The 23,937-nt window shown below is 67.6% G+C and carries 24 protein-coding genes; 15 read left to right on the plus strand and 9 right to left on the minus strand.

All coding sequences use genetic code 11. The features are described 5' to 3' along the window. Positions 1 to 3: 3 nt before the first annotated feature. The 4 genes from NN4_RS04605 to NN4_RS04620 form a co-directional block, all read right to left on the minus strand. On the minus strand, positions 4 to 444 hold the full coding sequence (locus NN4_RS04605) for a nitroreductase family deazaflavin-dependent oxidoreductase (protein WP_281289314.1): 441 nt from the start codon (positions 442 to 444) through the stop codon (positions 4 to 6). Between the two features lie 70 nt (positions 445 to 514). Then, positions 515 to 907, minus strand: a complete 393-nt coding sequence (locus NN4_RS04610) for an ankyrin repeat domain-containing protein (RefSeq protein ID WP_147128689.1) — start codon at positions 905 to 907, stop codon at positions 515 to 517. Between the two features lie 19 nt (positions 908 to 926). Beyond that, on the minus strand, positions 927 to 1,556 hold the full coding sequence (locus NN4_RS04615; protein WP_147128690.1) for a UdgX family uracil-DNA binding protein: 630 nt from the start codon (positions 1,554 to 1,556) through the stop codon (positions 927 to 929). Next, positions 1,556 to 2,185, minus strand: a complete 630-nt coding sequence (locus NN4_RS04620; protein WP_147128691.1) for a flavodoxin family protein — start codon at positions 2,183 to 2,185, stop codon at positions 1,556 to 1,558. The genes NN4_RS04615 and NN4_RS04620 overlap by 1 nt, the downstream gene beginning before the upstream one ends. Before the next feature lie 127 nt (positions 2,186 to 2,312). Here NN4_RS04620 and NN4_RS04625 point away from each other — a divergent pair, with 127 nt between their 5' ends. The 4 genes from NN4_RS04625 (at position 2,313) to NN4_RS04640 (ending at position 6,552) form a co-directional block, all read left to right on the plus strand. Then, a complete protein-coding gene (locus tag NN4_RS04625) occupies positions 2,313 to 3,581 on the plus strand; it encodes a glycosyltransferase 87 family protein (protein WP_147128692.1) in 1,269 nt (422 codons plus the stop codon). A 102-nt stretch (positions 3,582 to 3,683) separates the two neighbouring features. Further along, positions 3,684 to 3,878: a con-10 family general stress protein gene (locus NN4_RS04630; RefSeq protein WP_107657574.1), complete on the plus strand. Its 195-nt coding sequence runs from the start codon at positions 3,684 to 3,686 to the stop codon at positions 3,876 to 3,878. Between the two features lie 67 nt (positions 3,879 to 3,945). After that, complete coding sequence (locus NN4_RS04635) at positions 3,946 to 4,956, plus strand: DNA topoisomerase IB (protein WP_147128693.1); 1,011 nt, start codon at positions 3,946 to 3,948, stop codon at positions 4,954 to 4,956. A gap of 69 nt (positions 4,957 to 5,025) precedes the next feature. Then, positions 5,026 to 6,552, plus strand: a complete 1,527-nt coding sequence (locus NN4_RS04640; protein ID WP_147128694.1) for an FAD-dependent monooxygenase — start codon at positions 5,026 to 5,028, stop codon at positions 6,550 to 6,552. A gap of 242 nt (positions 6,553 to 6,794) precedes the next feature. Here the strand turns inward: NN4_RS04640 and srmL are convergent, their stop codons facing one another. Both srmL and NN4_RS04650 read right to left on the minus strand, forming a co-directional pair. Further along, positions 6,795 to 7,910 carry a PheS-related mystery ligase SrmL gene (gene srmL / locus NN4_RS04645; protein ID WP_147128695.1) on the minus strand — a complete coding sequence of 372 codons (1,116 nt, stop codon included), beginning with the start codon at positions 7,908 to 7,910 and terminating at the stop codon, positions 6,795 to 6,797. Positions 7,911 to 8,077: 167 nt separating this feature from the next. Next, positions 8,078 to 8,737: a TetR/AcrR family transcriptional regulator gene (locus NN4_RS04650; RefSeq protein ID WP_147128696.1), complete on the minus strand. Its 660-nt coding sequence runs from the start codon at positions 8,735 to 8,737 to the stop codon at positions 8,078 to 8,080. A 307-nt stretch (positions 8,738 to 9,044) separates the two neighbouring features. Between NN4_RS04650 and NN4_RS04655 the strand changes: the two genes are divergently transcribed. The 5 genes from NN4_RS04655 to NN4_RS04675 all read left to right on the plus strand — a co-directional run bounded on the left by NN4_RS04655 (position 9,045) and on the right by NN4_RS04675 (position 13,287). After that, positions 9,045 to 10,511, plus strand: coding sequence for a cytochrome P450 (locus NN4_RS04655; protein WP_147128697.1), 1,467 nt, complete (start codon positions 9,045 to 9,047; stop codon positions 10,509 to 10,511). Then, positions 10,511 to 10,699 (plus strand): ferredoxin, encoded by a 189-nt coding sequence (locus NN4_RS04660; protein ID WP_186818262.1) that lies wholly within the window; start codon positions 10,511 to 10,513, stop codon positions 10,697 to 10,699. The genes NN4_RS04655 and NN4_RS04660 overlap by 1 nt, the downstream gene beginning before the upstream one ends. Positions 10,700 to 10,907: 208 nt before the next feature. Further along, positions 10,908 to 11,507 carry a hypothetical protein gene (locus NN4_RS04665; RefSeq protein WP_186818263.1) on the plus strand — a complete coding sequence of 200 codons (600 nt, stop codon included), beginning with the start codon at positions 10,908 to 10,910 and terminating at the stop codon, positions 11,505 to 11,507. Continuing rightward, positions 11,504 to 12,391: a hypothetical protein gene (locus tag NN4_RS04670; protein WP_147128699.1), complete on the plus strand. Its 888-nt coding sequence runs from the start codon at positions 11,504 to 11,506 to the stop codon at positions 12,389 to 12,391. Before NN4_RS04665 ends, NN4_RS04670 begins: the two co-directional genes overlap by 4 nt. 20 nt (positions 12,392 to 12,411) lie before the next feature. After that, positions 12,412 to 13,287, plus strand: a complete 876-nt coding sequence (locus NN4_RS04675) for a lysophospholipid acyltransferase family protein (protein ID WP_147128700.1) — start codon at positions 12,412 to 12,414, stop codon at positions 13,285 to 13,287. Positions 13,288 to 13,309: 22 nt separating this feature from the next. Here the strand turns inward: NN4_RS04675 and NN4_RS04680 are convergent, their stop codons facing one another. Next, positions 13,310 to 13,756 (minus strand): nuclear transport factor 2 family protein, encoded by a 447-nt coding sequence (locus NN4_RS04680; protein WP_147128701.1) that lies wholly within the window; start codon positions 13,754 to 13,756, stop codon positions 13,310 to 13,312. A gap of 485 nt (positions 13,757 to 14,241) precedes the next feature. Here NN4_RS04680 and NN4_RS04690 point away from each other — a divergent pair, with 485 nt between their 5' ends. The 6 genes from NN4_RS04690 to NN4_RS04715 all read left to right on the plus strand — a co-directional run bounded on the left by NN4_RS04690 (position 14,242) and on the right by NN4_RS04715 (position 19,991). Next, positions 14,242 to 15,255, plus strand: coding sequence for a FecCD family ABC transporter permease (locus NN4_RS04690; RefSeq protein ID WP_246180701.1), 1,014 nt, complete (start codon positions 14,242 to 14,244; stop codon positions 15,253 to 15,255). Continuing rightward, positions 15,252 to 16,382, plus strand: a complete 1,131-nt coding sequence (locus tag NN4_RS04695) for a FecCD family ABC transporter permease (RefSeq protein WP_147128702.1) — start codon at positions 15,252 to 15,254, stop codon at positions 16,380 to 16,382. Before NN4_RS04690 ends, NN4_RS04695 begins: the two co-directional genes overlap by 4 nt. Then, positions 16,379 to 17,218, plus strand: coding sequence for an ABC transporter ATP-binding protein (locus tag NN4_RS04700; protein WP_147128703.1), 840 nt, complete (start codon positions 16,379 to 16,381; stop codon positions 17,216 to 17,218). Before NN4_RS04695 ends, NN4_RS04700 begins: the two co-directional genes overlap by 4 nt. Positions 17,219 to 17,288: 70 nt before the next feature. Continuing rightward, a complete protein-coding gene (locus NN4_RS04705; RefSeq protein WP_147128704.1) occupies positions 17,289 to 18,290 on the plus strand; it encodes an ABC transporter substrate-binding protein in 1,002 nt (333 codons plus the stop codon). A gap of 202 nt (positions 18,291 to 18,492) precedes the next feature. After that, positions 18,493 to 19,152 (plus strand): hypothetical protein, encoded by a 660-nt coding sequence (locus NN4_RS04710; protein ID WP_147128705.1) that lies wholly within the window; start codon positions 18,493 to 18,495, stop codon positions 19,150 to 19,152. After that, entirely contained in the window at positions 19,149 to 19,991 is an 843-nt protein-coding gene (locus NN4_RS04715) for a hypothetical protein (RefSeq protein WP_147128706.1), read from the plus strand. Before NN4_RS04710 ends, NN4_RS04715 begins: the two co-directional genes overlap by 4 nt. 65 nt (positions 19,992 to 20,056) lie before the next feature. Here NN4_RS04715 and NN4_RS04720 read toward each other — a convergent pair whose 3' ends face one another. Together NN4_RS04720 and NN4_RS04725 are read right to left on the minus strand one after the other, a co-directional pair. Then, entirely contained in the window at positions 20,057 to 21,376 is a 1,320-nt protein-coding gene (locus tag NN4_RS04720; protein WP_147128707.1) for a M14 family zinc carboxypeptidase, read from the minus strand. A 136-nt stretch (positions 21,377 to 21,512) separates the two neighbouring features. Beyond that, positions 21,513 to 23,813 carry a GH92 family glycosyl hydrolase gene (locus tag NN4_RS04725; protein WP_147128708.1) on the minus strand — a complete coding sequence of 767 codons (2,301 nt, stop codon included), beginning with the start codon at positions 23,811 to 23,813 and terminating at the stop codon, positions 21,513 to 21,515. Positions 23,814 to 23,937 lie beyond the last annotated feature (124 nt).

Raw genomic sequence — 23,937 nt, forward strand, 5'->3', positions numbered from 1 at the left:
CGCTCAGGCCGCGCTGCGGTAGACCGCGAAGACCGGGATCACCCGCGACGTCTTGGCCTGGTACTCGGCGAAGCCCGGCATGATCTCGACCATCCTGGCGTAGAGCTCGTCGCGCTCGGCGCCCGAGACGACCTCGGCCTTCGCCTCGTACCGTTCGGTGCCGATCTCGACCGTGAGGTCGGGATTCGCGCGCAAGTTGTGGTACCAGGCCGGGTGCTTGTCGTTGCCGCCGTTGGAGGCGATGAGCACGACCCGGTCGCCGTCGGGCAGGTAGACCAGCGGGTTGGTGATGCGCCGCCCGGACTTGGCGCCGGTGGTGGTGATCAGCACCATCGCCGCGCCCTCGAACATGCCGCCGACCTTGCCCGCGTTGGCGCGGAACTCATCGATCACCTGCTGGTTGAAGCTCTTCGGTTCGAAGTCGGGGCTGTTGGGATCGGACACGTCATTGCCTCCAGTTGTTGCGTTTTCAGGGGCAGCAACCATGAAGTGGGCGGCGAAATTCCGCCGACGGTCAGTAGTCGGCGAACAGCTCCAGCAGTTCGGGCTTGCCGAACATCAACGCGGCGTCCCGGGCGGACGGGGAGCCCTGGTCCGGGTCGGCCCCGGATTCGAGGAGCAAGCGCGCGATCTCGTTCTCCCCCTTGAAGACCGCGCCTGCCAACGGGGTCTGCCCCTTGTCGTTGGCCTTGGTCGGGTCGGCGTCGCGGTCGAGCAGTGCGGCGACAGCGTCGCGATGGCCGTGGTAGGTGGCGAGCATGAGCAGGGTGTCGCCCGCCTCGTTGGTCAGATCCGCAGGCACCCCCGCGTCCACGTACGTGGCCAGCGCGGCGGCGTCACCCTGCCGCGCGAAGTCGAACACCTTGGTGGCCAGCTCGATGAGTTCGGGGTCCATGTCAGCGTCCATCCGCCATTCCTACCAGGACTCACTTCGAGGTCGCGCGCTTCCCCATCTCGGCTCGCACCTTCTTCAGATCGTCGACGAACGCCGCATAGGCCTCGGCCCGGTCCGGCGCACGTAGCACCGCCGAAGGGTGCACGGTCGCGATCGCCCGGTAGTCGGGCCGCGAAACAACCTCGCCGCGTTGCTGACTCACCTTGAACGCCGGATCGATCACCGCCTGCGCGGCGACCGCACCGAGACACACCACCAGTCGCGGGCGGATGAGCGCCAGTTCGGCGTTGATCCAGGCCGAGCAGGCGACGATCTCGGTACGGCCGGGCGTTTTGTGGATTCGCCGCTTGCCGCGCTCGACGAACTTGAAGTGTTTGACGGCGTTGGTGAGATAAACGGTGTCCCGGTCGATGCCTGCCTCGTCGAGCGCTTTGTCGAGCAGGTGCCCGGCGGGGCCGACGAACGGGTGCCCCTGCCGATCCTCTTGATCGCCGGGCTGCTCGCCGACCACCACCACGGACGCGTCCGGGGGACCCTCGCCGAAGACGGTCTGCGTCGCGTTCTGGTAGAGGTCACACCCTCGGCATCGGCACGACGCTTCTTGCAGGGTCGACAGGTCCGCGGTGTCGGGAACGAACTCGGCGGCACCCCGGGCCTTCATCACGCCTCCTGAGACTCGCGCGAATAGGGCGGATATGCCTCGGCGCGCAGTAGCCCGGCCAGATGCGCGGCATTGCGGGCGACCGCGGCGGTCGTGCTTTCGACGGACTCCGGGACCTGGTACAGGTCCTTGTAATCGACCGTGCCCATCGCCTGCCCGTTCCAATAGGTGCCGCCCTGCGCGGGAATGGTGAACCCGATGTCGTTCAGCGCCTGGAACAGATCCGCGATGATCTTGTGCGCGCCGTCCTCGTTGCCGACCACGGCGGCGATGCCGATCTTGCCGACCATGCTCGGCCTGCCTGCGTCGTCGGTCTCCGACAGCTCCGCGTCCAACCGCTCCAGCACGCGCTGCGCCACCGAGGACATGTGCCCGACCCAGGTCGGCGTCGCCATCAGCACGATGTCGGCGGCGGCGATCATCTCGCGCAACGTCGGCCACGCGTCGCCGTCGCCCTCGTCGGCCGTCACGCCCGGCCGCACGTCGTAGTCGACCACCCGCACTACGCGGCCGCTCACTCCGTGTCGCTCCAGCTCGTCCATCACCTGCCCGGCCAGCAGTTCCGTGCTCGACGATTCGGGTGATTTCTTCAAACTGCACACCAGCGCTACGGCCGTCAACGCGGTCATCGGGTCGACCTCCTTCGGTTGGGGGACTGCTGTCGACGTACCCGTTTCGGTCGCGCTCACTCCATCGGCCGCCGAAGGCCCTCCCACCTGGTGTACCGGAGGCGATAGGTCGGTATAGTCGCCGCGGATGAGTAGTGTCGCCACCCACGTTGAGCCGGAAGCCAAGAATCGTCGACTCGGCGTCGCGATGTGGCTGGCACCGGTGCTCTGTATCGCGTTCTCCGCGTTCTGTCTGCTGCTGCCGACCTGGCCGTTCGACAAGATCACCGGCGGGTTCATCGACCTGCAGGTCTATCGCCTCGGGGTGGACGCGCTACGGCACGGCAACGACATGTACGGACAGCTGCCGCAGACCACCATCGGCGCCGGACTGCCGTTCATCTATCCGCCGTTCGCCGCGCTGGCGCTGAGCCCGTTCGCGCTGCTGCCGTGGACCGCGGCCGCGTTCACCTTTTTCGTCTCCTCGGTGGCCGCGCTCGGGCTGACCCTGTACCTGGTCGCGCGGCGGGTATGGCCCGGCGCGGATCAGCGCAAGCTGGTGCTGATGGTGACCGGGTGCGCGACGCCGCTGGCGCTGCTGCTGGAGCCGGTGCACTCGACGCTGGGCTTCGGTCAGGTGAATCTGCTGCTGATGGCGTTGGTCGCGGCCGACTGCCTCGCCATCAAACCGCGCTGGCGGCGCGGCATGCTGATCGGCATCGCCGCCGCCATCAAGCTGACCCCGGCCGCGTTCGTGCTGTATTTCCTGGTGCGCAAGGACTACAAGTCGGCGGCGACGGCCGCGGCGACCGGCGCGGCCGCGACCCTGATCGGCTTCGCCGTGCTGCCGCGCGACTCGGTGAAGTACTGGTTCGGCGGCATGGGCAATGTGTCCGGGTTGAGCGGGTCGGCATTTCATACCAATCAGTCGATTCAAGCAGTGCTGGCCCGGTTGCAGGTGCCCGAGCCCGCGTTCACCGCGCTGTGGCTGATCCTCGGCGCCGCGCTGCTGGTGCTCGTCGTCGCGGCGATGCGGCGCGCGGTCGACTTCCCGCCGCTCGCGCTGGCCATCAACGCGGTGTTCACCCTGCTGCTCTCGCCGATCTCCTGGTCGCACCACTGGGTGTGGATCGCCCCGGCATTGCTGGCCTGCATCGGTTACGCCACCCGGCTGCCGCGTCGTCAGGCGATCGGCTGGTCGGTGACTATCGCCGTCATCACCGCGGTCTTCGTGTACGGGCCGCAGAACTGGCTGCCCGACGGCGAACATCGTGAAACGCAATGGACGCCATGGCAACACATCATCGGCAACACCTATGTGTGGTTCAGCGTGCTGCTCGTCGCGCTGTACTTCGTCTCGGGTCGCCGGGCCGCGCGGGCGCCCGAGCCTTCTCCCGCGCTGGTGCCCCAACACTGAATTCCGACCCTCTAGTGTTTGCTGCCGAGATCCCCGGGTAGGGCCGTCAGTGACGGCAACCCAGCCGTCGCCGACAAAGTACTCGAGGCAAGGAGGGATTGCATGGCAGCCCAACGTGGTTTCGCCGCCATGGATCCGGAGCAGCAGCGCAAGATCGCCAGCCAGGGTGGCAAGGCGAGTAGCGGCAGCTTCGACAACGACCCCAAGCGCGCCAGCGAGGCGGGCAAGAAGGGTGCGGCGGCTCAACCGGTCGCGGCCAAACGTCTCGGCGGCGAACGCAGCCACCTGAACCGATAGCACGATAACAGCCGATGGGCGAGGCGCTTGCCTCGCCCATCGGCCGTCCCCAGCCGAGGAATCTCCGATGCGCCTACGCCGCAGCACTGTGTACGGCCCCGGCCTGACCCGAGTCAGACGCGGCCGCGGCTTCTCCTATGCCACGAGCGACGGTGACGCGGTGACCGACACGGAGACCCTCGACCGCATCAAAGCCCTGGTGATCCCGCCCGCGTGGCGCAAGGTGTGGATCTGCCCGCACGCCAACGGTCACGTCCAGGCGGTGGGCATCGACGCGGCCGGTCGGCGGCAGTATCTGTACCACGAGCAGTGGCGCCGGGAGCGCGACGAAGAGAAGTTCGACCGGGTCCTCGAACTCGCCGCCCGGCTGCCCGAGGTGCGGCGGCAGGTCAGGGCGGATCTGGGGGAGCGGGGGCTGAGCAAGCATCGCGCCGAGGCGGTGGCGATCGATCTGCTGGACCGCGGCGTTTTCCGGGTGGGTGGCGAGGAGTACGCGGAGGAGAACGGGACCCGCGGGGTGGCCACGCTGCTGCGCGAGCAGGTGCGGCTCTCCGATGACGAGATGCTGTTCGACTACCCGGCCAAGGGTGGCATCCGGCGGCGGGTGCGGATCAGGGAACCGTTGGTGGCCAACGCCATTCGGGCCATGCGGCGTTGCCCGGCCGAGACGTCGCGGCTGCTCGTCTATCGGAACGGGACCGGATATCGCGAACTGCACGCCGACGACGTCAATCTGCGGTTCAAGGAACTCGCGTGCTGCGAATGCAGTGCCAAGGACTTACGCACCTGGCAGGCAACGGTATTGGCGGCCGCGGACTTCGCGTCGGCCGAGCGGCCCGAGTCGAAACGTGGTCGTAAAGCGGTGGAGAAGAAGGTGATGGAGGATGTTGCGGCGGCCCTGGGGAACACGCCGACCGTCGCGCGCAACTCCTACGTCGACCCGCGGGTGGTGACCGCCTGGGCGAACGGATCGACCATTGCCGCGGCGTTGCGTCGCGCGCGGCGCGCCGATTCCGACGACGAGCGGCGGGAATTGGTCGATCGGGCGGTGATTCGGCTGTTGCGCAAGGTGAAGTGATTCCGTCGTTCGGCACGACGCAAGCGCCATGCAAGTGCGGCGCAATCGACGCGCGGCACAGTCGGATCCATGCACGAGACATACGACGTGGTGATCGCGGGCGCCGGGCCCGTGGGATTGATGATGGCCTGCGAACTTCGGCTCGCCGGGGTGGATGTGCTGGTGGTCGAGCGGCTCGACGAGATCGATCCGACGATGAAGGCGGGTGGGATCAATGTGCCTACCGCGCAGGCGCTCTACCGGCGTGGGTTGCTGCCGGAACTCGTCGCCGAGAGTGCGCGGATGCGCGACCAGATGGCGAGATTTCTGACGGCAGGCGATGAGTCGGCCGATGAGCCGATAGCGCCGCCGTTTCTCGGGCATTTCGCGGGCATCATGATCGGGGTCGGCCTTGTCGACTTCGATCATTCCTCGTTCGCGGATCTCGGCCCGGCTGCGGAGGTCTACCTGGTGTCGCAGCAGAGCATCGAGGCACTTCTCGGGCGACGCGCTGCCGAGTTGGGTGTCATCGTGCGACGTGGTGTCGAGCTCACCGATTTCGAAGACGACGGCAGTGGGGTCACGGTTCGGCTCGGCGACAACACTGTTCGCGCCGGTTGGCTGGTCGGTTGTGACGGCGGGCGCAGCATTGTGCGCAAGCTGGCCGGCTTCGACTTTCCCGGCCTCGACCCGGAGCTGACCGGGCATCAAGCCATCGTCGAGATGACCGGAGCCGAAGGGCTGAATCCGGGCTGGACAACGACCGACACCGGGATCTATGTGCACGGTCCGGTACCGGGCCGGATTCTCACCGTGGAGCTCGACGGGCCGCCCGCCGACCGTGATGCGCCGATCACCGCGGCGGAATTGCAGGCGAGTCTGCGCAATGTGTCCGGTGTTCCGGTGGAGATCACCGCCGTGCACTCGGCCACCCGGTTCACCGACAACACCCGTCAGGTCACCGAATACCGCAAGGGTCGGGTGCTGCTGGCAGGCGATGCGGCACACGTGCATTCGCCGTTCGGCGGGCAGGGACTCGACCTCGGTATCGGTGACGCGGTGAACCTGGGCTGGAAGCTGGCCGCGGTGGTGCGCGGCTGGGCACGGCCGGAGCTGCTCGACACCTACACCACCGAACGGCATCCGATCGGGGCATGGGTGCTCGACTGGACCCGGGCCCAGGTGGCGTTGATGCGCACCGATCTGCGCAGTAGGAAACTGCGCGAGGTAATGACCGAACTGCTGGCGACCCGCGATGCGGCAACCGTCATCTTCAAGAAGATCTCCGGCGTGCTGCACCGCTACGACCTCGGCGGCGGGCACGAGCGCGTCGGTGCGGCGGTACCGGACTTCGAGTTGTCGGATGGAACTCGGCTCGGCAGGCACTTCGCCGACGGTGCCGCGGTTCTGTTCGACCTGGCTGATTCCGCGGAACTGCGTGCGGCGGTGGGGCCTTGGGTACCGCGGGTGCGGGTGGTCACGGCGAAGGCGGTCGAGCCGGGGGATTTGACGGGGATGCTGGTTCGTCCGGATGGGTTCGTGGCGTGGGCGGCTGATGGGGGCAGCTTGGCCGGGCTGGAAGCGGCGTTGGGTCGGTGGTTCGGCGCTGCGGGGTAATGCCGGGTGTCGCAGAGGCAGGGGGAGATATGGGGCAGCGGTGGTTGCAGAGGTGCGGGCAGGGGAGGGCCGAGCGGCATGTGCGCCCGAGCGGGGCACAGCTGCCGAGGCCGGAACCCCATGCCCCAGAAGGGGTTCCGGCCCCATCGATTACTTCGCTTCGTTGAGTTTCTCCACGCTAGCAGCACTTCGGGTCGGCCGACAGACCGAAATGCGGCCTGAATTCGGCAGGTGCTTCGCGTTCATGCCAGCTCCAGCTGCGGGCCGATATGGATGGCGAGGTACACCTCGTTGCGGAGCGCGTTGGCCTCCTCGTCGGTGAGCGTGCGCGCCAAGGGCCGGAGAACCAGTCGCACAACGGCATTCGTCTGCCCGGGCACGATGCCGAGTCTGTCCCTGGCCTTTTCGGAGAGCTCGGCCCATGGCGTCCGGGCGGTGACGAGCACCGACTCGATGTCGTCGACCCGATCGTGCAGCACCTTTCGCACGGTGTCGCCGAGGGTTTCGTCGTCGGTGTCGTCGGCGATCACCACCGACAGGTCGCGGCGGATCGGCGGCAGCGTGGAGACCGGCCGCCACGGGGACAGGTCTTGCAGCTGGTCGGCGATGCGTGGGTTCTCGGAGCGGAGGTAGCGGATATCGGGTATTCCCTTGCGCAGCATGAGGGCTCGGTCCAATCCGAGGCCGAGCGCGGTGCCGGACCAGCGGGCGGGATCGAGCCCGGCACCGGCCAGCACATGGTCGGCGATGAGCCCGCATTCGGCCAGTTCCAGCCACTCCGTGCCGAGGCGCACGTCGACCTGTCTGCCGAGAGCTGTGTAGGGGTGCCGGGCCGGCGTGGTGCGCCACTCGGCACCCGGTAGCACCGCCTCCACCAGGTGCGCGACCATCTCGCGCACGTGGTGATCGCCGGTGTCCGGGCTCGATCGGAGCCGCCACAGATCGACCTGATGGGGTTCGCCCACATGGATTCGATCGACGACGTCCCTGCGATAGACCAGGCCGGGGACCACGATGAGGTCGTCGACGTCACCGGACACCTCGGCGTAGCACCGTAATGTCGCGGGGATGTCGGCAGTGGTGTGACTCCGCAACATGGTGGTCGGGCTGACGTATCGGGTGTAGCGCGCGTCGCGGGTGACGTCGGCCGGGTCGTAGCCGAGCTTGTCGTAGTTGTCGACGACGGCGACGAGCGGTGAGTTGCGCACGACGCGCACCCTCGACGCCCACGCATCGGCCAGCGTGTGCACCATCGCGTCCAGCAGCGCCTGCATGGCGTGCGGTCCTTGCGTGACATCGCTGAGGTCGCGCACGGTCAGCGCGCGCGACAAATCGAGTGGAGAGAGATAGGCAGGCATGAGTAATTCCTTTGGTAGCCAGTCGGATTCGGTAAAACCCCCGAACCGGCGACGGCCACAGGAACTACGTGCGCGACCGCACGCGGCAGACCCCGTGGCCGACTGACGGCCCGGGGCGCAGAAATCGCCTGCACGCGTTCATGGATTCAGCTTAAGGGACTGCACGGTCACTCGGAAGCTGTCGACAAGCGGTGGGCGACGTCGGGCAGCCGCCCGACCATCGCGATGGTGAAATCGGCGAGCAGGTCGGTCAATCCCGCACGGTCGACGTCGAGGCCGCCATCGAGCCAGACCAAAACGAGTTCCGCGGCGCCGCCGGTGATCAGCTGCGAGGTCGCGGCGACGGCGGTGTCGTGGCCGGCGGGGAGGTCGAGCACCAGGCGGGTCTGTTCGATGATGACGTCGGCGACGCGGCGCATGCCGTCGAAGCGGCTGCGCATCAAGACCTCGTTGCCGTAAGCCTGGGCGAAGACGACCTGGGCGCGGCGCGGGTCGTCGGTGAGTTCGATGATGAGGGCGGCGACGCCGGCGCGGATCTTGTCCGCGGGTGAGCCCTCGGTGGTGGCGACGGCGGCGCGGGCGATGTCGAGAGCGGCGTCCTGGATCTCCAGGAGCATCGCGGAGGCGAGGGCGTCCAGGTCGGGGAACGCCTCATAGAAAAAGCGGGGTCCGACCCGGGCCTGTTCGCAGAGACCGCGCACGGTCAGCGCGGACAGGCCCTGGGTGCCGACGATGTCGAGAGCGGTGTCGAGTAGCCGCCTGCGCCGATCTTCCCGGCGCTCTGCAGTAGATGTGCCGCGGTACGTGCCGGTGAATACGCGGGTCACGACCATGCCTCGCGGACGCTCGGCTCCGTAGCACCCCGGGGTGCTGTGCCGATGGCTCGCTCGCTCACGACTGCACCTCGCTGACTTGCGGCCTGGTCGCGCCCCGGGTGCCGAGGGTTCGCTCGCTGTGCCCGCCCACGACCGGGCCTCGCCGGCACTCGGCACCGGCGTTCCTGGACGCTGCGTGCAGGGTTCGCTCGCTCACCCGAAGCAGCCTTGCACAAGATAAGTCGGGAAACAACTGTGTACGGAAACGTATGTTTCCGATATGGTCGAGGAGTCGCAGCGTCGCGAAGGGACGGCCGCCATGAGTCTTCTGATTTCTCCCAAGGTCACCGAGGTGCAGGGGGATGTCCGCCGCTTGCGGGCGCGCGTTGCGAAACACGCGCAGACGTGGGGCGCTCGCGTCGCCGGTCGGTACCCGTCGGTCGAGCGGCCGCTGGCCGAACCGCCACCGGGGAGCGGATTGCGCCCGATGCCAGGCGATTTCGGCGCACCGGGAATCGGGTACACCTTGCACGCGCTGAGTGATCCGATCGGATTGACGCGCAAGCGATTTCAGCAGTACGGCCCGGTGAACTGGATGGGCGTGCTCGGTCGCGAGGTGGTCGGTGTGAGCAGTCCGGCCGCCATCGAGGCGGTGCTGATGGATCGGAACAAGGTCTTCTCGGCGCAACGTGGCTGGGAGTTCTTGATCGGCCCGTTTTTTCGTGGTGGCCTGCTGCTGCGGGACTTCGACGAGCATCTGTTCCACCGCCGGATCATGCAGCAGGCGTTCACCCGGCCCCGGCTGGTCGGTTACCTGGACCTGACCACCCCGCGCATCACCCGCGGCGTCGCCGAGTGGCGGCCGGGCCCGCACTTCCCGGTCTTCGACGCGATCAAGCAGATCCTGCTCGCGCAAGCTACCGAGGTCTTCGCCGGTGCCGAGCTCGGCCCCGAAAGCGTGGTGCTGGAACGGGCTTTCGAGGACGCTGTACACGGCGCGACCGCGCTCATCCGCACCAATGTGCCCGGCGGGGTGTGGTCGCGCGGGGTGCGCGGACGGCGCATCCTCGGCGAGTACTTCCGGCGCGAGCTACCCGCCAAGCGGGCGGGCGAGGGGAACGACCTGTTCAGCGTGCTGTGTCACGCCGAGACCGAGGAGGGCCACGCGTTCTCGGACGAGGAGGTGATCGAGCACATGATCTTCGTGATGATGGCCGCGCACGACACCAGCACGATCGCCGCGTCCATGCTCGCTTACGAACTCGCCCGCCACCCGCAGTGGCAGGAGCGGTTGCGTGTGGAGTCCAGGGCGCTCGGCAAGCCCGCCCTCGACTACGGCGATCTGGACCGACTACCCGGTCTGGACCTGGCGTTCAAGGAAACGCTGCGCATGTATTCGCCGGTGGCACAGCAGATTCGCGAAACCATCGCCGACACCGACATTCTCGGCTACTACGTGCCGCAGGGCACGCTCGTCATGGTCGGCGCCTACCCGATGATGCGCACCGACGACTACTGGGCCGACCCCGATGTGTTCGACCCGGAGCGGTTCGCCGCCGACCGCCGCGAGGACAAATCGCACCGGCTGGCCTGGGCGCCGTTCGGCGGCGGCGCGCACAAATGCATCGGCCTGTACTTCGGTGGCATGACCGTCAAAGCCGTGCTGCACCAGATGTTGCTGCAATACCGCTGGTCGGTGCGCCCGGACTACCAGGTGCCGCTCGTCGCGGGCACCGGGCCGATGCCCGCCGACGGCCTGCCCCTCCGGCTGGAACGGCTGCGGTGATGCGCGTCGTCGCCGACCGCACCCGCTGCGAGGGGCACGGCATGTGTGAGGCGCTGGCACCCACCCTGTTCCGCGTCGGCGACGACGGTATCGTCGCCCCCCTTGCCGACACCATCGACGAAATTGCGCACGACCTGGTGGAGCTGGTGATCGACAGCTGCCCAGTCGAAGCCTTGCGCCGCACCTGACGACTGTCGCATTTTTTTCGGGACCTGCACTGATTGCGGGCGGCCGAAGCCGGTGCGGATCCCGAGAGAAGCTGTGGGGTCTTCCGCGCGGAAACCGCTGGGCCTGCTGCGATCCCAGTGGGTGACATCGAAGCGTGATCAAGAGTTTGGAACCTCGGCGGCGAGGCATTACCTGTCCGAATACGACAGGCTCGGCGAGGAGGTCCAAGTGTCGTCTGGAGTATTGATCACGGTAATCGTTCTGGTGGTACTGGTGGCGGTGGTCATCGCCCTGGTGGTGTGGCCGATGGTGCGCAGGCAGCGGTTACGCAGCCGCTTCGGCCCGGAGTACGACCGGACGGTCGAGGAACACGACGACCGGCGCGCGGCCGAACGCGAACTGGCCGAACGCGAACGCAGGCACGCCGAGCTCGAACTGCGCGCGCTGAGCCCGGAGCAGAAGCAGCTCTACACCGCGCAGTGGGTCGAGGTGCAGGAGCGGTTCATCGACGACCCGGTCGAGGCGTTGCAGTCCGCAGATCGGTTGCTGACCACGGTGATGGCCCAACGTGGTTATCCCACTGAGAATTTCGATCAGCAGGTCGCCGACCTGTCCGTGGAGCACGCGGAAGCGCTCGGTCATTACCGCGCCGCGCACGAGATCGCCACCAGGGCCACCGGTTCCGAGGTGTCCACCGAGGACCGCCGCACCGCCATCGTGCACTACCGGGACCTGTTCCAGGACTTGCTGAATGGCGCCACCGACGACAAGAAGCCCGAGCACGACAAGGACAAGAAGTCCGAGCACGACAAGAAAGCGCTGTCATGAGCACCGAATACGAACGCACCGCGCATTCCGACCGTTCCGCGACGCCCAGCGCGGATATCCCGATGAGTGAGCAGGAGGCACGGTCTTCGTCCTGGCAGGAGGGTCGCGAAAACGATTGGGCCGCAGGCGAGTCGGGGAGCCGCTCCACCGAAGGCGCGACGGATGCGACCGGTACCGGAGGTGCGAGCACGACAGCCGATGACGCCGAACGTGCGCGCACGACCGACGTGGACGTCGAACCGGAGCACGTGCGCACCACGGAATACGACGCGGACCGATCCCGCACGGCCGATCACGACGCCGAGACCACATCGACGGCGGACTACGACGCTGAGACCGCGCACCCGCGCACAGCGGATCACGACGCTGAGACCGCATCGGCAGGCGCGGCGGACTACGACGCCAAGGCCACCCAGACGGGCACGGCCGATTACAAACCGGGAACTGTGCACCGGCCCACCGCCGATCACGACGCTGAAAGCCCTGCTGCGGCAACAGATCAGGTCCCGGCGACAAGCACCGCCGACACCGACCAGGTGACCACGCCAGACGAGACAACCACCGCAGGAAACGGCACTGAGCAGCAACGGATTTCACTCGACGACGTAGGCACCCCGCTCTTCGCCGACACCGACCTCGACCGCCTCCGCACCCAATGGCGCGAGGTACAGGGTGCCTTCGTCGACAGCCCGCGCGACGCAGTCACCCAGGCCGACAAGATCGTCGCGGACATCATCTACCAGTTGACCACCGCCTACGCCGAACGCAAGCGCGTCCTCGAGGAGCACTGCGCCGGCCTGCAAGACGGCGACACCGAGGAGCTGCGGCAGGCCCTGCGCGGCTATCGCGGTTTCTTCCGCAGGCTCCTGGTGATCGAGTCGTGATCTAACGGAAAGCGTTGCCCATGAATTGGTTTCGATTGCCGACCGACCGGATCGACCAGGTGACCGACTGGGTCGCCGAGCAGGTGAACGCGCGCGTGCCCGCGCCCGACCCCGCCGACCGGGATCCCGAGTTCATCATCGACACGGTGGGTCCGGGCTGGTGGTTCGCGCGGCTGTACTTCCGCGCGGAGGTCCGGGGCCTGAACCGGATTCCGGAGGACGGCCCGGTCCTGTTGGTCGGCAATCATTCCGGGGGCAACGTGTCGCCCGAGGTATTGGTCGCCACCTTGGCGTTCGTGCGGCGGTTCGGTCCGCATCGCCCGTTCTTCCAGTTGGCGCACGACATGGTGATGGCCTATCCGGTCATCGGTACGTTGTTGCGCCGCTTCGGCACGGTAGGCGCGGACCCGAACAGCGCACGGCAGGTGTTGCGCGACGGCGCGGCGGTGCTCGTCTATCCCGGCGGTGACTGGGAGGTGCATCGGCCGACCTGGAAAGAAGACGAGATCGACTTCGCCGGCCGGACCGGCTTTCTCCGCTTGGCCTGGGACGAGAAGGTTCCCATCGTGCCGATGGTCAATATCGGTGCTCAGCAGACCGCCCTGATGCTGTCGCGCGGGGATCGGCTGGCCAAGCTGCTGCGGCTGGATCGGATGTTGCGGCTGAAGGTATTTCCCATCTCGATCGCCCTCCCGTGGGGACTCAATATCGGTGACCTCGCGGGGCACATCCCGTTGCCGAGCAAGGTCACCGTCGAGTTCCTCGAGCCGATCGATCTGCACGCCGAACTGGGACCGGAACTGGATGTCGACGCGGCCTACGAGCTCGTCACCGGCGTCATGCAGGACGCACTGTGCGAGCTCTCCGCGGAACGCGGGCTACCGATTGTCGGTTGATATCGGCTGGGCCGCAGCGCATTCAGCTCGCGCCCGGCACCGCCTGTGCGAGGAACATGTAGCTCTTCTCCTCGACCCGGCGCGCGATGCGCCACTGCCCGTCGACCCGGGCGAACGTGTCGAGGTACCAGAGCCCGCACAGCATGAGGCTGGGCGGGCCGTCGCCGCCGGACAGCATCATCGGGTTGTGACACATGGTCCGCCCGGTGGCGCTGTCGCCGTCGAGGGTGATCGAGGAGTTGCTGATCAGGTGTTGAAAGGCGGGGAAATTCGGCAACATGGCGGCGAGGAACTTCTTCGTCGCCGCCACGTCGCCGGCCGGTCCGCCCATCGCGGTGTAATCGATGTGGGCGTCCTCGGTGAAGATGTCGTCGAGCAGGTCCCACTGTCCGGTGTCGACCGCGTGGGAATACCGGACCATCAGGTCCTGGATCTCCAGACGGTCCGAAATCTCTGGTAAGGACAGCATGATGCCTCCGAATCGCGCCGACTTTCTTGGCGCTATGCCACCAGGCGCGAGTCCGGGAATCAAGAGCCGGACCTTCGAAGCCGTTGCGGTGGCGGAGGCGAGAAGGGTCAAGCCTTGTGCGGCAGGATGTTCAGTACGAGTACGAGCCCGGCCGCGATGCTGGCGCATGCGAGGACCGTGGTCACAGCAGACTGCGTGAGAGTAGCGATGCCGATCGAAAAGGCAAGGCACAGAGCGAATGCCAGTACCGCGGTCCCCGGCTCCACGCCGGCGATCCGGGCGGGTCGGTGATCCGTCGATGTCATACTTCTGTTAGTACCCAGCGGCGCCCGTTACGAAACCGTGACTGTTGAATCTGTGCTTCGATCGCTGCTCAGGTGGGGTTGCCGGCGCGGCGGCCCGGCGCGAAAAACGGACGAGACGGACATCACACGCGCAGGCGCGCATTGACAAACTTAGGTATCGCTAACTTAAGCTCACGTCCCGTGACCTCCGTCGACACCACCCGCACGGCCGCGTTATCGCGCCGCATCCCGATGCTGATGCTCGGGTTTGCCGCGTTGCTGCTGTGCGTCGTGTTGAGCCTGGCACTCGGCGCCCGCTCGGTGTCGATCGGCACCGTCGTGCAGGCCCTGCTCGGCGATGCGGACGGCCGCGACGCCATGGTGGTCACCGGTATGCGATTGCCGCGCACCCTGGTGGGACTGGCGGTGGGCGCCGCGCTCGGCCTCGCCGGTGCGCTCGTGCAAGGCATCACCCGCAACCCGCTCGCCGCGCCGACCACCCTCGGCATCAACGCCGGCGCCGGGCTCGCCGTGGTGATCGCCATCTACGCGCTGCGTTTGACCCGTCCCATCGAGTACCTGGGTTTCGCGTTCGCGGGCGCGGCCGCCGCCGCGCTGTTCACGCTGACGCTCGGGCGCCGGGCCGGCGACCTCGATCCCGTTCGGCTGGTCCTCGGCGGCACCGTCCTGCAACTGGTGCTCGTCTCGTGGACCTCCGCCGTGCTGCTGTTCAGCGAACGCACCCTGGACGAGGCGCGCTTCTGGCTGGCCGGATCGATCGCCGAACGCGACCTCGACGTGCTGGTCCCGATGTTGCCGACGCTGATTATCGGCGCGGTGATCGGCCTGGTGATCGCACCCGCGCTCAATACTCTCGCCCTCGGCGACGAAGCCGCGGAGGCGCTCGGTATGCCGGTGGGGCGCATCCGGCTGGCGGGGATGGTCGCGGTGGTGTTGCTCGCCGGCTCCGCGGTGGCCGTGGCCGGGCCGATCGCGTTCATCGGACTGGCCGCGCCGCACCTGGTCCGGCTGGTGCTCGGCGGCGACCACCGGGTGCTCGTGCCCGGCTGCCTCATCGCGGGCCCGCTGCTGCTACTCGCCGCCGACATCCTCGGCAGGCTTGTCGCCCGGCCTTCGGAGCTGGAGGTCGGCATCGTCACCGCGTTCCTCGGTGCGCCGCTGCTCGCCGTGCTCGCTCGACGGGTGGGCCGATGATCGATGCGCCGCCGCCGCGCAACGGCCGAACACTGTTGCGTCCCAAGCGCTCCGCTGATCCGATCGATGCCGCGTCGCTGCGGAATGGTCGAACACCATTGCGTTCCGGCGCGAATGTCCTGGTGCGGCAGCGCAGGCGCGCGATCCTGATCGGCGCGGTGTGCGCGGCGGCGATCGCCGTGCTGTCGACCGTGGCGCTCAGCGTCGGCGAGGTCGAGATGTCGGCGGTGACGGCGTTGCGCGCCTTGTTCGGCTTCGGCGACCAGGGCGACGTCTATGTCGTCCAGGAGTTCCGTGCGCCACGGCTGGCCGCCGCGCTGCTCGCGGGCGCGGGACTGGCCACCGCGGGTGCCGTGCTCCAGCGGCTGTTCCGTAACCCGCTCGCCTCGCCGGACGTCATGGGTGTCACCGGTGGCGCGTCCTTCGGGTCGGTGCTCGTGCTCGCTCTCGGCGCGAGCCAGTCGTTCATCCCGCTCGGCGCGCTCGGCGGCGGGATGCTCACCGCGCTGCTGCTCGGCATCCTGGGCTGGCGGTCCGGGTTACCGGTTACGCGGCTGGTGCTCGTCGGATTGGCAGTGCAGGCAGGGTTGGCCGCGGCGGTGAATCTGATGGTGGTGCGCTTTCCGCTGGAGCTCGCCGGGTCGGCGGTGCAGTGGACCACCGGTTCGCTCTACGGACGCACCTGGCCGGAGATCCAGGCTGCCGCGGTGGCCTGCGTGCTGGTGCTGGCTCTGCTGTATCTGCAATACCGCACGCTGTCGGTGCTCGACCTCGGCGACGAGTCGGCGGGCACGCTCGGTGTCCGGGTGTCGCATTCCCGGTTGGCCTTGCTGGGCACCACCATCGCGCTCGCCGCGCTGGCCGCCGCCCTCACCGGCCCGATTTCCTTTGTGGCGCTGGCGGTTCCGCACCTCGTGCGGCGACTCGCCGGTCCGCCCACCGCCGGCACGCTCGCCGTCACCGGTCTGGCCGGGGCGACGCTGCTGCTCGTCTGCGACTTGATCGTGCAGCACGCGCTGCCGATCGAGGGGTTGCCCGTCGGCGTGGTCACCGCGACTGTCGGCGCTCCGTGGTTGCTCATTCTGATGCTCCGTGAGAGCTCGCCCGTCTCCAGGAGGACCGCATGAGTGACACACCGGACGACGGGGTCGGCCGCAACGAATTGGCCGCGCAGGCAGTCGATCTGCGGTACGGCGACCGCGTCGTGATCGACGGGCTCGACCTGGTGCTGCCGGGCGACTCGGTCACCGCCATCGTCGGCCCGAACGCCTGCGGCAAGTCCACGCTGCTGCGCGGACTCACCCGGCTGCTTCGGCCGTCGGGCGGCACGGTCACCCTCGACGGCGCCGACATCCATCGAATGTCCGCCCGCGCGTTGGCCTTACGGATGGGCCTGCTGCCGCAGCAGCCGATCACGCCGGAGTCCATCACGGTCGAGGCGCTGGTGCGGCTCGGTCGCTATCCGCACCAGCGGTTGCTGCGGCCCTGGTCGGCCACCGACCAGTCGGCCGTCGAGGACGCGTTGCGGCGCACCGGCACCGCCGATCTGCGTGAACAACAGGTCGACCGGCTCTCCGGCGGCCAACGGCAGCGAGCCTGGATCGCGCTGGCCCTGGCCCAGGACACCGACCTGCTGCTGCTCGACGAGCCGACCACCTTCCTCGACCTGCGCCACCAACTCGACGTGCTCGACCTCGTTGCCGACCTGCACGCCGAGGCTGGGCGCACCGTCGTCATGGTGCTGCACGATCTCGGCCAGGCCGCCCGCTACGCCGACCACCTCGTGGTACTGCACGAGGGCCGCCTCGCCGCGGCCGGGCCACCCGCCGAGGTGCTGGACGCCGAACTCGTCCGCACCGTCTTCGGGGTCGATGCCCTGGTGATACCCGACCCGGAAACCGGGACCCCCCTGGTGGTTCCGCGCAGCAGGGCCGCCCGACTGTCCGCCGCCGCTCCCGTCTGAGCGGACTACCCCCAGCGTCGCCTCGCTCGAGCTGATGCACCACCCACTCCCAAGAGATGAGGGACTGCTCATGTCCACCCGACCCCGCGGCCGCCGACTCGGCCGCATCGGTATCGCGACACTTGTTGTGGCGGTAGGCCTGTCCTGCCTCGCGGCCTGTGGCAACAACTCCGCCGATACGGATTCCGCTGCCTCCCCGGCCGATTCGGCCAGCTTCCCGCGCACCCTGGACACCCTGATGGGCCAGGTGACCATTCCGAAGGCGCCCAAGCGCGTGGTGGTGCTCGACACCGCCGAGCTGGACTCGGTCACCCTGCTCGGCATCAAGCCGGTGGGTGCCGTTGTCCCGCATACCAAGACCAGGGGCGGGTTCCCGGAATACTTGGCGGGCAAGGTCGATGGGGTGACCGACGTCGGCCCGCTGCTCGAGCCGAACCTCGAGCGGATCGCGTCGCTGAAGCCCGACCTGATCCTGTCCTCGAAGGTCCGCCACGACAAGATCTACGACAAGCTCAGCGGCATCGCGCCGACGGTGTTCACCGAAACCACCGGTGGCCCTTGGAAAGCCAACCTCGCGGTGCACGGCAAGGCGCTCGGCCTCGAGCAGCAGGCCGCCGACGCGTTGAAGGGTTACGAGGATCGGGCCCGCGCGCTCGGCGACGCCATCAAGGCCAAGAACAACGGCGTGCTGCCCACCGTCTCGGTGGTCCGCTTCCTGGCCGGCCCGACCCGGCTGTACCAGAGCAACTCCTTCAGCGGCGTGGTGCTGGCCGACATCGGCCTGCCGCGACCGGAGTCGCAGATCTCCACCGACCCGAAGAAGATCATGAAGGACGTCAGCCCCGAGCAGATAGATCAGGCCGACGCCGACCTGATCTTCGTCGCCACCATCGACGACCCGGGCAAGACCGAGAAGGGCGCCGTCACCACCAGCCCCGTCTGGCGTGACCTGCGCGCCGTCAAGAACGGCAAGGCCATCGACGTGCTGGACGAGACCTGGATGTCGGGCATCGGCGTGCAGGCCGCCGACCAGATGCTCGCCGACGTCGCCAAGGCCACCGGCGTCCAGTAGCCGCACCCGCCCGAACGGGACATGACACGCTCGGTCATGTCCCGTTCGGCGTATCCAGGTACCGATCAGCTACCTGGGTGGGGCGCAGGGTCGGCTGGTGTAAGTGGAGTACGGAAGTACTCGCGACCTGTTCAGTGCGGCGTCGAAGGATGAGGGGGCGCGGAAAACCGCGCGCTAGTTACCAAGAGCATGGAGTTCGCTCATGGCCGAAAGATTCACCCTTCCGCCTCCGGGATTTCTGCGCACCGAGATCATCGACCTCGGCCCCGTCATCGACCCGAAGTTTTCCGACGCGCGCGACTGGAGCGAACTGCTCCCGCCGGTGCAGACCACCCCGGTGTACTCCGAGGCGCGGGATCTGCGATCGACCGACGAAGCGGCGGCCGTCGCACCCGAGGTGGCGCTGAGCCAGGCGGGCGTCAACGACCTGCTCGACGGCAAGCGCTACGAGATCATCAGCGTCGGAACCCGATTCCTGGACCGGGACACCGAATATCCGGTGGTCGTCATCTACAACTACTCCGACGATGTCGTCATCGAGGCGATCGTCGACGTGACCACCCGGTCGCTCGTCGAGCTGCACGAGACGCTGACCCAGCCCGCCATGTCCGAGGTCGAGGAAGCTCGCGCCATCGAATTGGTGCGCCGGGACGGCCGGCTCGCCGAGCGCGGAATCGACGTCGACACCGGCGCCGGGCTGATCGTCGAGGACGTGAATTTTCACAGTTCGCGTTATCGGCATCGGCTAGTGGACCTGCGGTTCGGGCCCGCGGATCGGCGGTTGCCCACCGCCTTCGCGATCGTGGATCTCAGTGCGGAAGACGTGGCCGAGGTCGGCCTGATTCCTGGGGTGATTTCATGAGTAGCTCAGGGACAGTCAGTTGGCCGCCCGAGGCTCCGGTCTGGAGGTTCTATTGGGAGGTCCTCGACGGCAAGAGCGAAGCCATCGCTTTCCGCGACGTCTTCTACAAGGGCATCAAGGTGCTGCACCGGGCCAGCCTGCCGATGATCCGCGTGCAATACGACGGCGGCGCGGGCGGACCGTACAAGGACCCGCTCAGCAGCGGCAATATGCAACGGCCCGTGGCGATCTACGAGGGCAGCGCTCCGGACCACCGCTTCCTGGTGGTGGAGAGCTATCACGTCATCGGGCGCTACCGCCTGCTCAACCGGTGGATCTTCCGCAGTGACGGCATCATCCTGCCGCAGCTCTACAGCGCCGGTCTGCAACATCCGGCCAACCATCGCCACCACACCTATTGGCGATTCGACTGGGACATCGACGGTGCCGCGAACAACCTCGCGCTGCAACACGCACTGACGAGCCAGGATTGGGGTTACGGCCCCGGCTGGATCCCACGGAAGAACGAACTGTCCTCGATCCACATCGGCGACAATCGTTGGGCGGTCATCAAGAAGGGCACCGGCCGCGGTTTCCTCATCGACAAGGGACCGTTCGACGGTGCCAGCGACTGGTTCTCCCGGCTCGACGTCGCGATCACCGCCTATCACGGACCCGAAGATCTCGGTGGTGCGCTGGGCAACGCGAACGACGACGAGATCTGGCGGCACGTCAATGGTGAGAACACCGACGGTCAGGACATCGTGATGTGGTACGTCGCGCACCTCTATCACGAGGCGCACGACGGCGGTGATGAGTGGCACGTGTGCGGGCCGATTCTGCGGCAGTTCGGTTACTGATCAGCGGGTTACGCGCCCCGGTCACCGGCCGGGGCGCGTATTCGCCTGTCCGCCTCCACCGAGTGTCAGACGGGTCGACCGTCGCGTAGTCGCGTGACGGCGGTGACGATCGCCATCGATTGGATCGTGACCAGGCGGTGCACCGGGATCGAGTGCCCAGGGGCGTTGGTTTCGATATCGGTGCACCACTTTTCGAAGATCGCGGTGAACCGAGCGCGTTCCGCGGCGCAGCCCTCGCGCGGTTCGCTGTCGAGCAGGCGCAGCAGCATCCCGCCCGCACGCAGGCGGGCGACGCCGACCCACACGTACTCCTCGATGAAGACCTCGCCGCGGGTGGCGATGCGCGACTCGGTGGCGGAGCGTTTGGCAATGGCGTTGCCGCGCAGGGCGCGCACCGTATCCGTCAGTGCCCGCGCGAACGGCGACCGACCGGGGACTCGCTCGAGCACGCCGCTCACGATCTCGGCGATCTCCTCGTAAGCGGTTGCGGTGGAATGCAGCACGCTCGCCAGGGAGCGTCCGCTGGGCGCGTCGTCGGTAACCCGCGAGTCGACCCACATCGGCAACTCGCACACCAGCAGCGCGGTCCCGTGGGCCGTCGCATAGTCACGAATGCCGCCGCCGTACATCATCGCCAGCGGCTCGACGCCCTCGGCGGCCAAGGTCTCGGCGATCCGCTGGAACGACGGCAGCTCGAACACGCCCGGCGCCCAGGTGCGCGCGCCGGGCACGTCGGGTGGTCCCTGGTAAATGGGCACACCCGCCGCGGTCAGCTGGTCGGTGAGCGCGGACCAGTAGTCGCGATCGCCGCCGGTGGCGTAGAAGAACCCGCCGCCGAAATCGGCATTGTGCAGCGAAACGATCAGCGCGGGCCGGGTCTGATCGATCAAACCCATCAGCGCCAGCGTCTCCGGGAGCGGCGCACCGACCGCGGTGCCGAGCCAGCTGGTCGGAAAGCACCACTCCGGCTGCTCGGCCGCGGGCGGACGGTAGAAGCCGCGCGCGACGCCGGATCTGGTGCGCGCACCGGCGAACCATCCTTCGTTCAGCCGGGTGCCGTCGGGATCCAGACACAGCAGGAAATGCCAGGTAGCGCCGAGGGTTTGCGCGGCATCCCCGGTCAGCCTGCCGAGCAGGTGGCGGATCGTCGCCATGCCGATCGGCTCGTTCGGATGCGGATTGCCGATGATCACCACCTGCGGAGCGCCCGCGCCGACCCGCACCGTCCGGATCGGATCGCCCGCACGCGATCTGCCGATCTCGGTGACCGTCACCCGATCCGGCAGCGCGCCGGCGAGTTTGTCGACGTATTCGTTCAATTCGTCCACTGTCGGAAACGTGTCGATCCGCTCGACCACGCCGACGATTTCGCTGACCTCGTCCACCGCCGAATAACCTCATCCTCCGCCCTTATCAATAGTGGCCGCGGTCGGCGTCGAATGGGTCAGTTTGCCGTCAGCGGAACGGGTTCCGCACAATTGCTATCCGTTTTTAACATCCGATGACCGAATGAATGGGTGCCTAGCGGGGCACGCCGAACGAGGGCGGCGCGTCGGCTGCGGCGGTACCGAACCGTGCGTCCGGTTCGGCGCCCATGGTGAAGTCGAGGCGGCCGCCGGACAGTGCGAAGGATTCGGGTAGCCAAGCCTTCGTCGTGTCCGCGCCGTTGACCCGCAACGCCCGGATGTACGGTGCGGCATCGGTGGCTTCGGGCGCGCTGATGGTGATCCGCTCGCCGGAGGAGCGGCGGATCTCGGCGTTCGTGAAGGCCGGCCCGTGCACGAAAAGCTCGGCGCGGCCGGGGATTACGGGGTAGAGGCCGAGCGAGGCCCAGACGTACCAGGCCGACATGGTGCCGAGATCGTCGTTGCCCGCCAGGCCGTTCGGCGTCGGGCTGAAGAGTTCGGTGCGGGCGCGCCGGACGACCTCCTGGGTCCGGTCGGGGAGGCCGGCCCAGGCGTACAGCCACGGCGTTTGCAGCGTCGGCTCGTTGCCGAGGTAGGCGAAGGGGGCGTGCGGGCCCGCGTTCAGCTGGCTGAAGAAGGTGTCCAGCCGTCCGGCCGCCTCGGCGTTGCCGCCCATCATGTCGAAGAGGGCGCGGACATCGTGGAAGGTCATCCAATGGTATTGCGCGCCATTGCCTTCCACATATCCGTCGGTGCCTGCCGGGTCGAAGAAAGGATTGAAGAGGCCTTCGGCGGACCGGGGTTGCAGCCATTTCGTCAGGGGGTTGTACAGATGTTGCCAGCCATGGGAGCTGCGCAGGAACTTGTCGTGGACGCTGCGTTCACCGAGCCGGTGCGCCAACTGTGCGATGCCGAAGTCGGCGATGTTGTATTCGAGGGTGTCGGAGACCTGACCGGGCACCCAGCCGAGCCGCTGGTAATGCTCGTTGGCCGGTCGTTCGGTATAGCCGGACTTCTCGCCGATGCGCAGCGCACCCTCGACCATCGAATCGAGTGCTTCCCGAGCGTCGAAGTCACGCGCTCCGAAGGCGTACGTGCTGGCGATGATCGAGTGGTACGGGTCGCCGTTCATCACACCGGTGACGGTGTTCTGATGCGACCAACGGTCCCAGACGTTGCCGAGGACGCGCGCGTTGTCATACATCGACTGGGCTATGTCGGAAGCGACATCGGGTGCCAACCAGGCGAGTAGCTGGGTCTCGCTGCGGTAGATGTCCCAGCCGGAGAAGGTGGCGTAGTAGTGGTGTCCGGGGCGCACTCGGTGTGTCTGGCCGTCGAAGCCGGTGTAGCTGCCGTCGACGTCGTCGAAGATGTACGGCTGCAGGAACACGTGGTAGAGCGCGGAATAGAAGGTGCGCAACCGATCCTGGTCGCCGCCGGTCACCTGGATCTGATCGAGCCTGCGCCGCCACGCCTCGCGCGCGTCCACCCGGACGGTGTCGAAGTCCTTCGGGCCGATCTCGGCGGTGAGATTGGCGCGCGCACCGTCGAGGCTGACATAGGACAGGCCGGTGCGCATCTGTACCGGCTGGGCGGAGTCGAATTGCAGGAAGACGCCGGTGCCGAGGCCGTTGCTCGCGATCTCGCCGGATTTCGTGCGCCGGGTCGGTGCCGCACCACGGGTGGTGGTCGTGCCCGGCTTGATGACGTTGTCCTGCCAGCTGCCCGAGGCGGTGAACGGGCGGTCGAAGGTGGCGTGGAAGTAGACCCGGTAGCGGCCGCGCGAGCCGCAGAAACCGCCGGTGAGTGCCCAGCCGGAGACCGTGTTTCCGTCGATGGCGATCTCGGCGTCGTCGACTCCGCTCACCGAGCCGGTGACATCGAGCAGCAGCGTGCCCGGCTTGTCCTTCGGAAAGGTGAAGCGTGCGACACCGGCCCTGGTCGACGCGGTCAGTTCGGTTTCCACGCCGCTGTCGGCGGTGACCCGGTAGTAGCCGGGGCTGGCCTGTTCGTTCGCATGATCGAAGGTTTGCAGGTAACCGGCGCCGTCGACGGCCGGTGACCGGCCGATGATGCCGGAGATCGGGAGGACCGGAAAGTCCTGCGCGCCGGTGCAACCGGGGCCGGAAATGTGCGTCATCGAGAAGCCGTAGAGGCGGTTGTCCTCGTATTTGTAGCCACCGCCCGCGGTGCGCACCGTGTCCGGGCTCCACTGCATCATTCCGAACGGTGCGACCGCGCCGGGGAAGGTCATGCCCGCGCCGCCGCCGTGGCCGAAATCGGGTCCGCCGTCCTGCGTTCCGACGAATGGGTTCACGTACCTGCTGGAATCGACCGCCGTCTCGGCGTGTGCGGCAACGGGAATGAAGGGGAGCAACAAGGGAACAACGATGCCGGCAAGACGGCGACGCGACATACCTCTCCTCGGCGAGCTGGCGACAACGTTGCCTCTGTGCGGGTTCATCCTGGCATCGGATTGTTCGCCGGAACGATCGACACGCCGCTGATCTGCGGTTTTGTTGTTTGCCGGTGATAGTGGG

This window comes from Nocardia ninae NBRC 108245 (assembly GCF_007990755.1).
GTDB classification, from domain to species: domain Bacteria; phylum Actinomycetota; class Actinomycetes; order Mycobacteriales; family Mycobacteriaceae; genus Nocardia; species Nocardia ninae.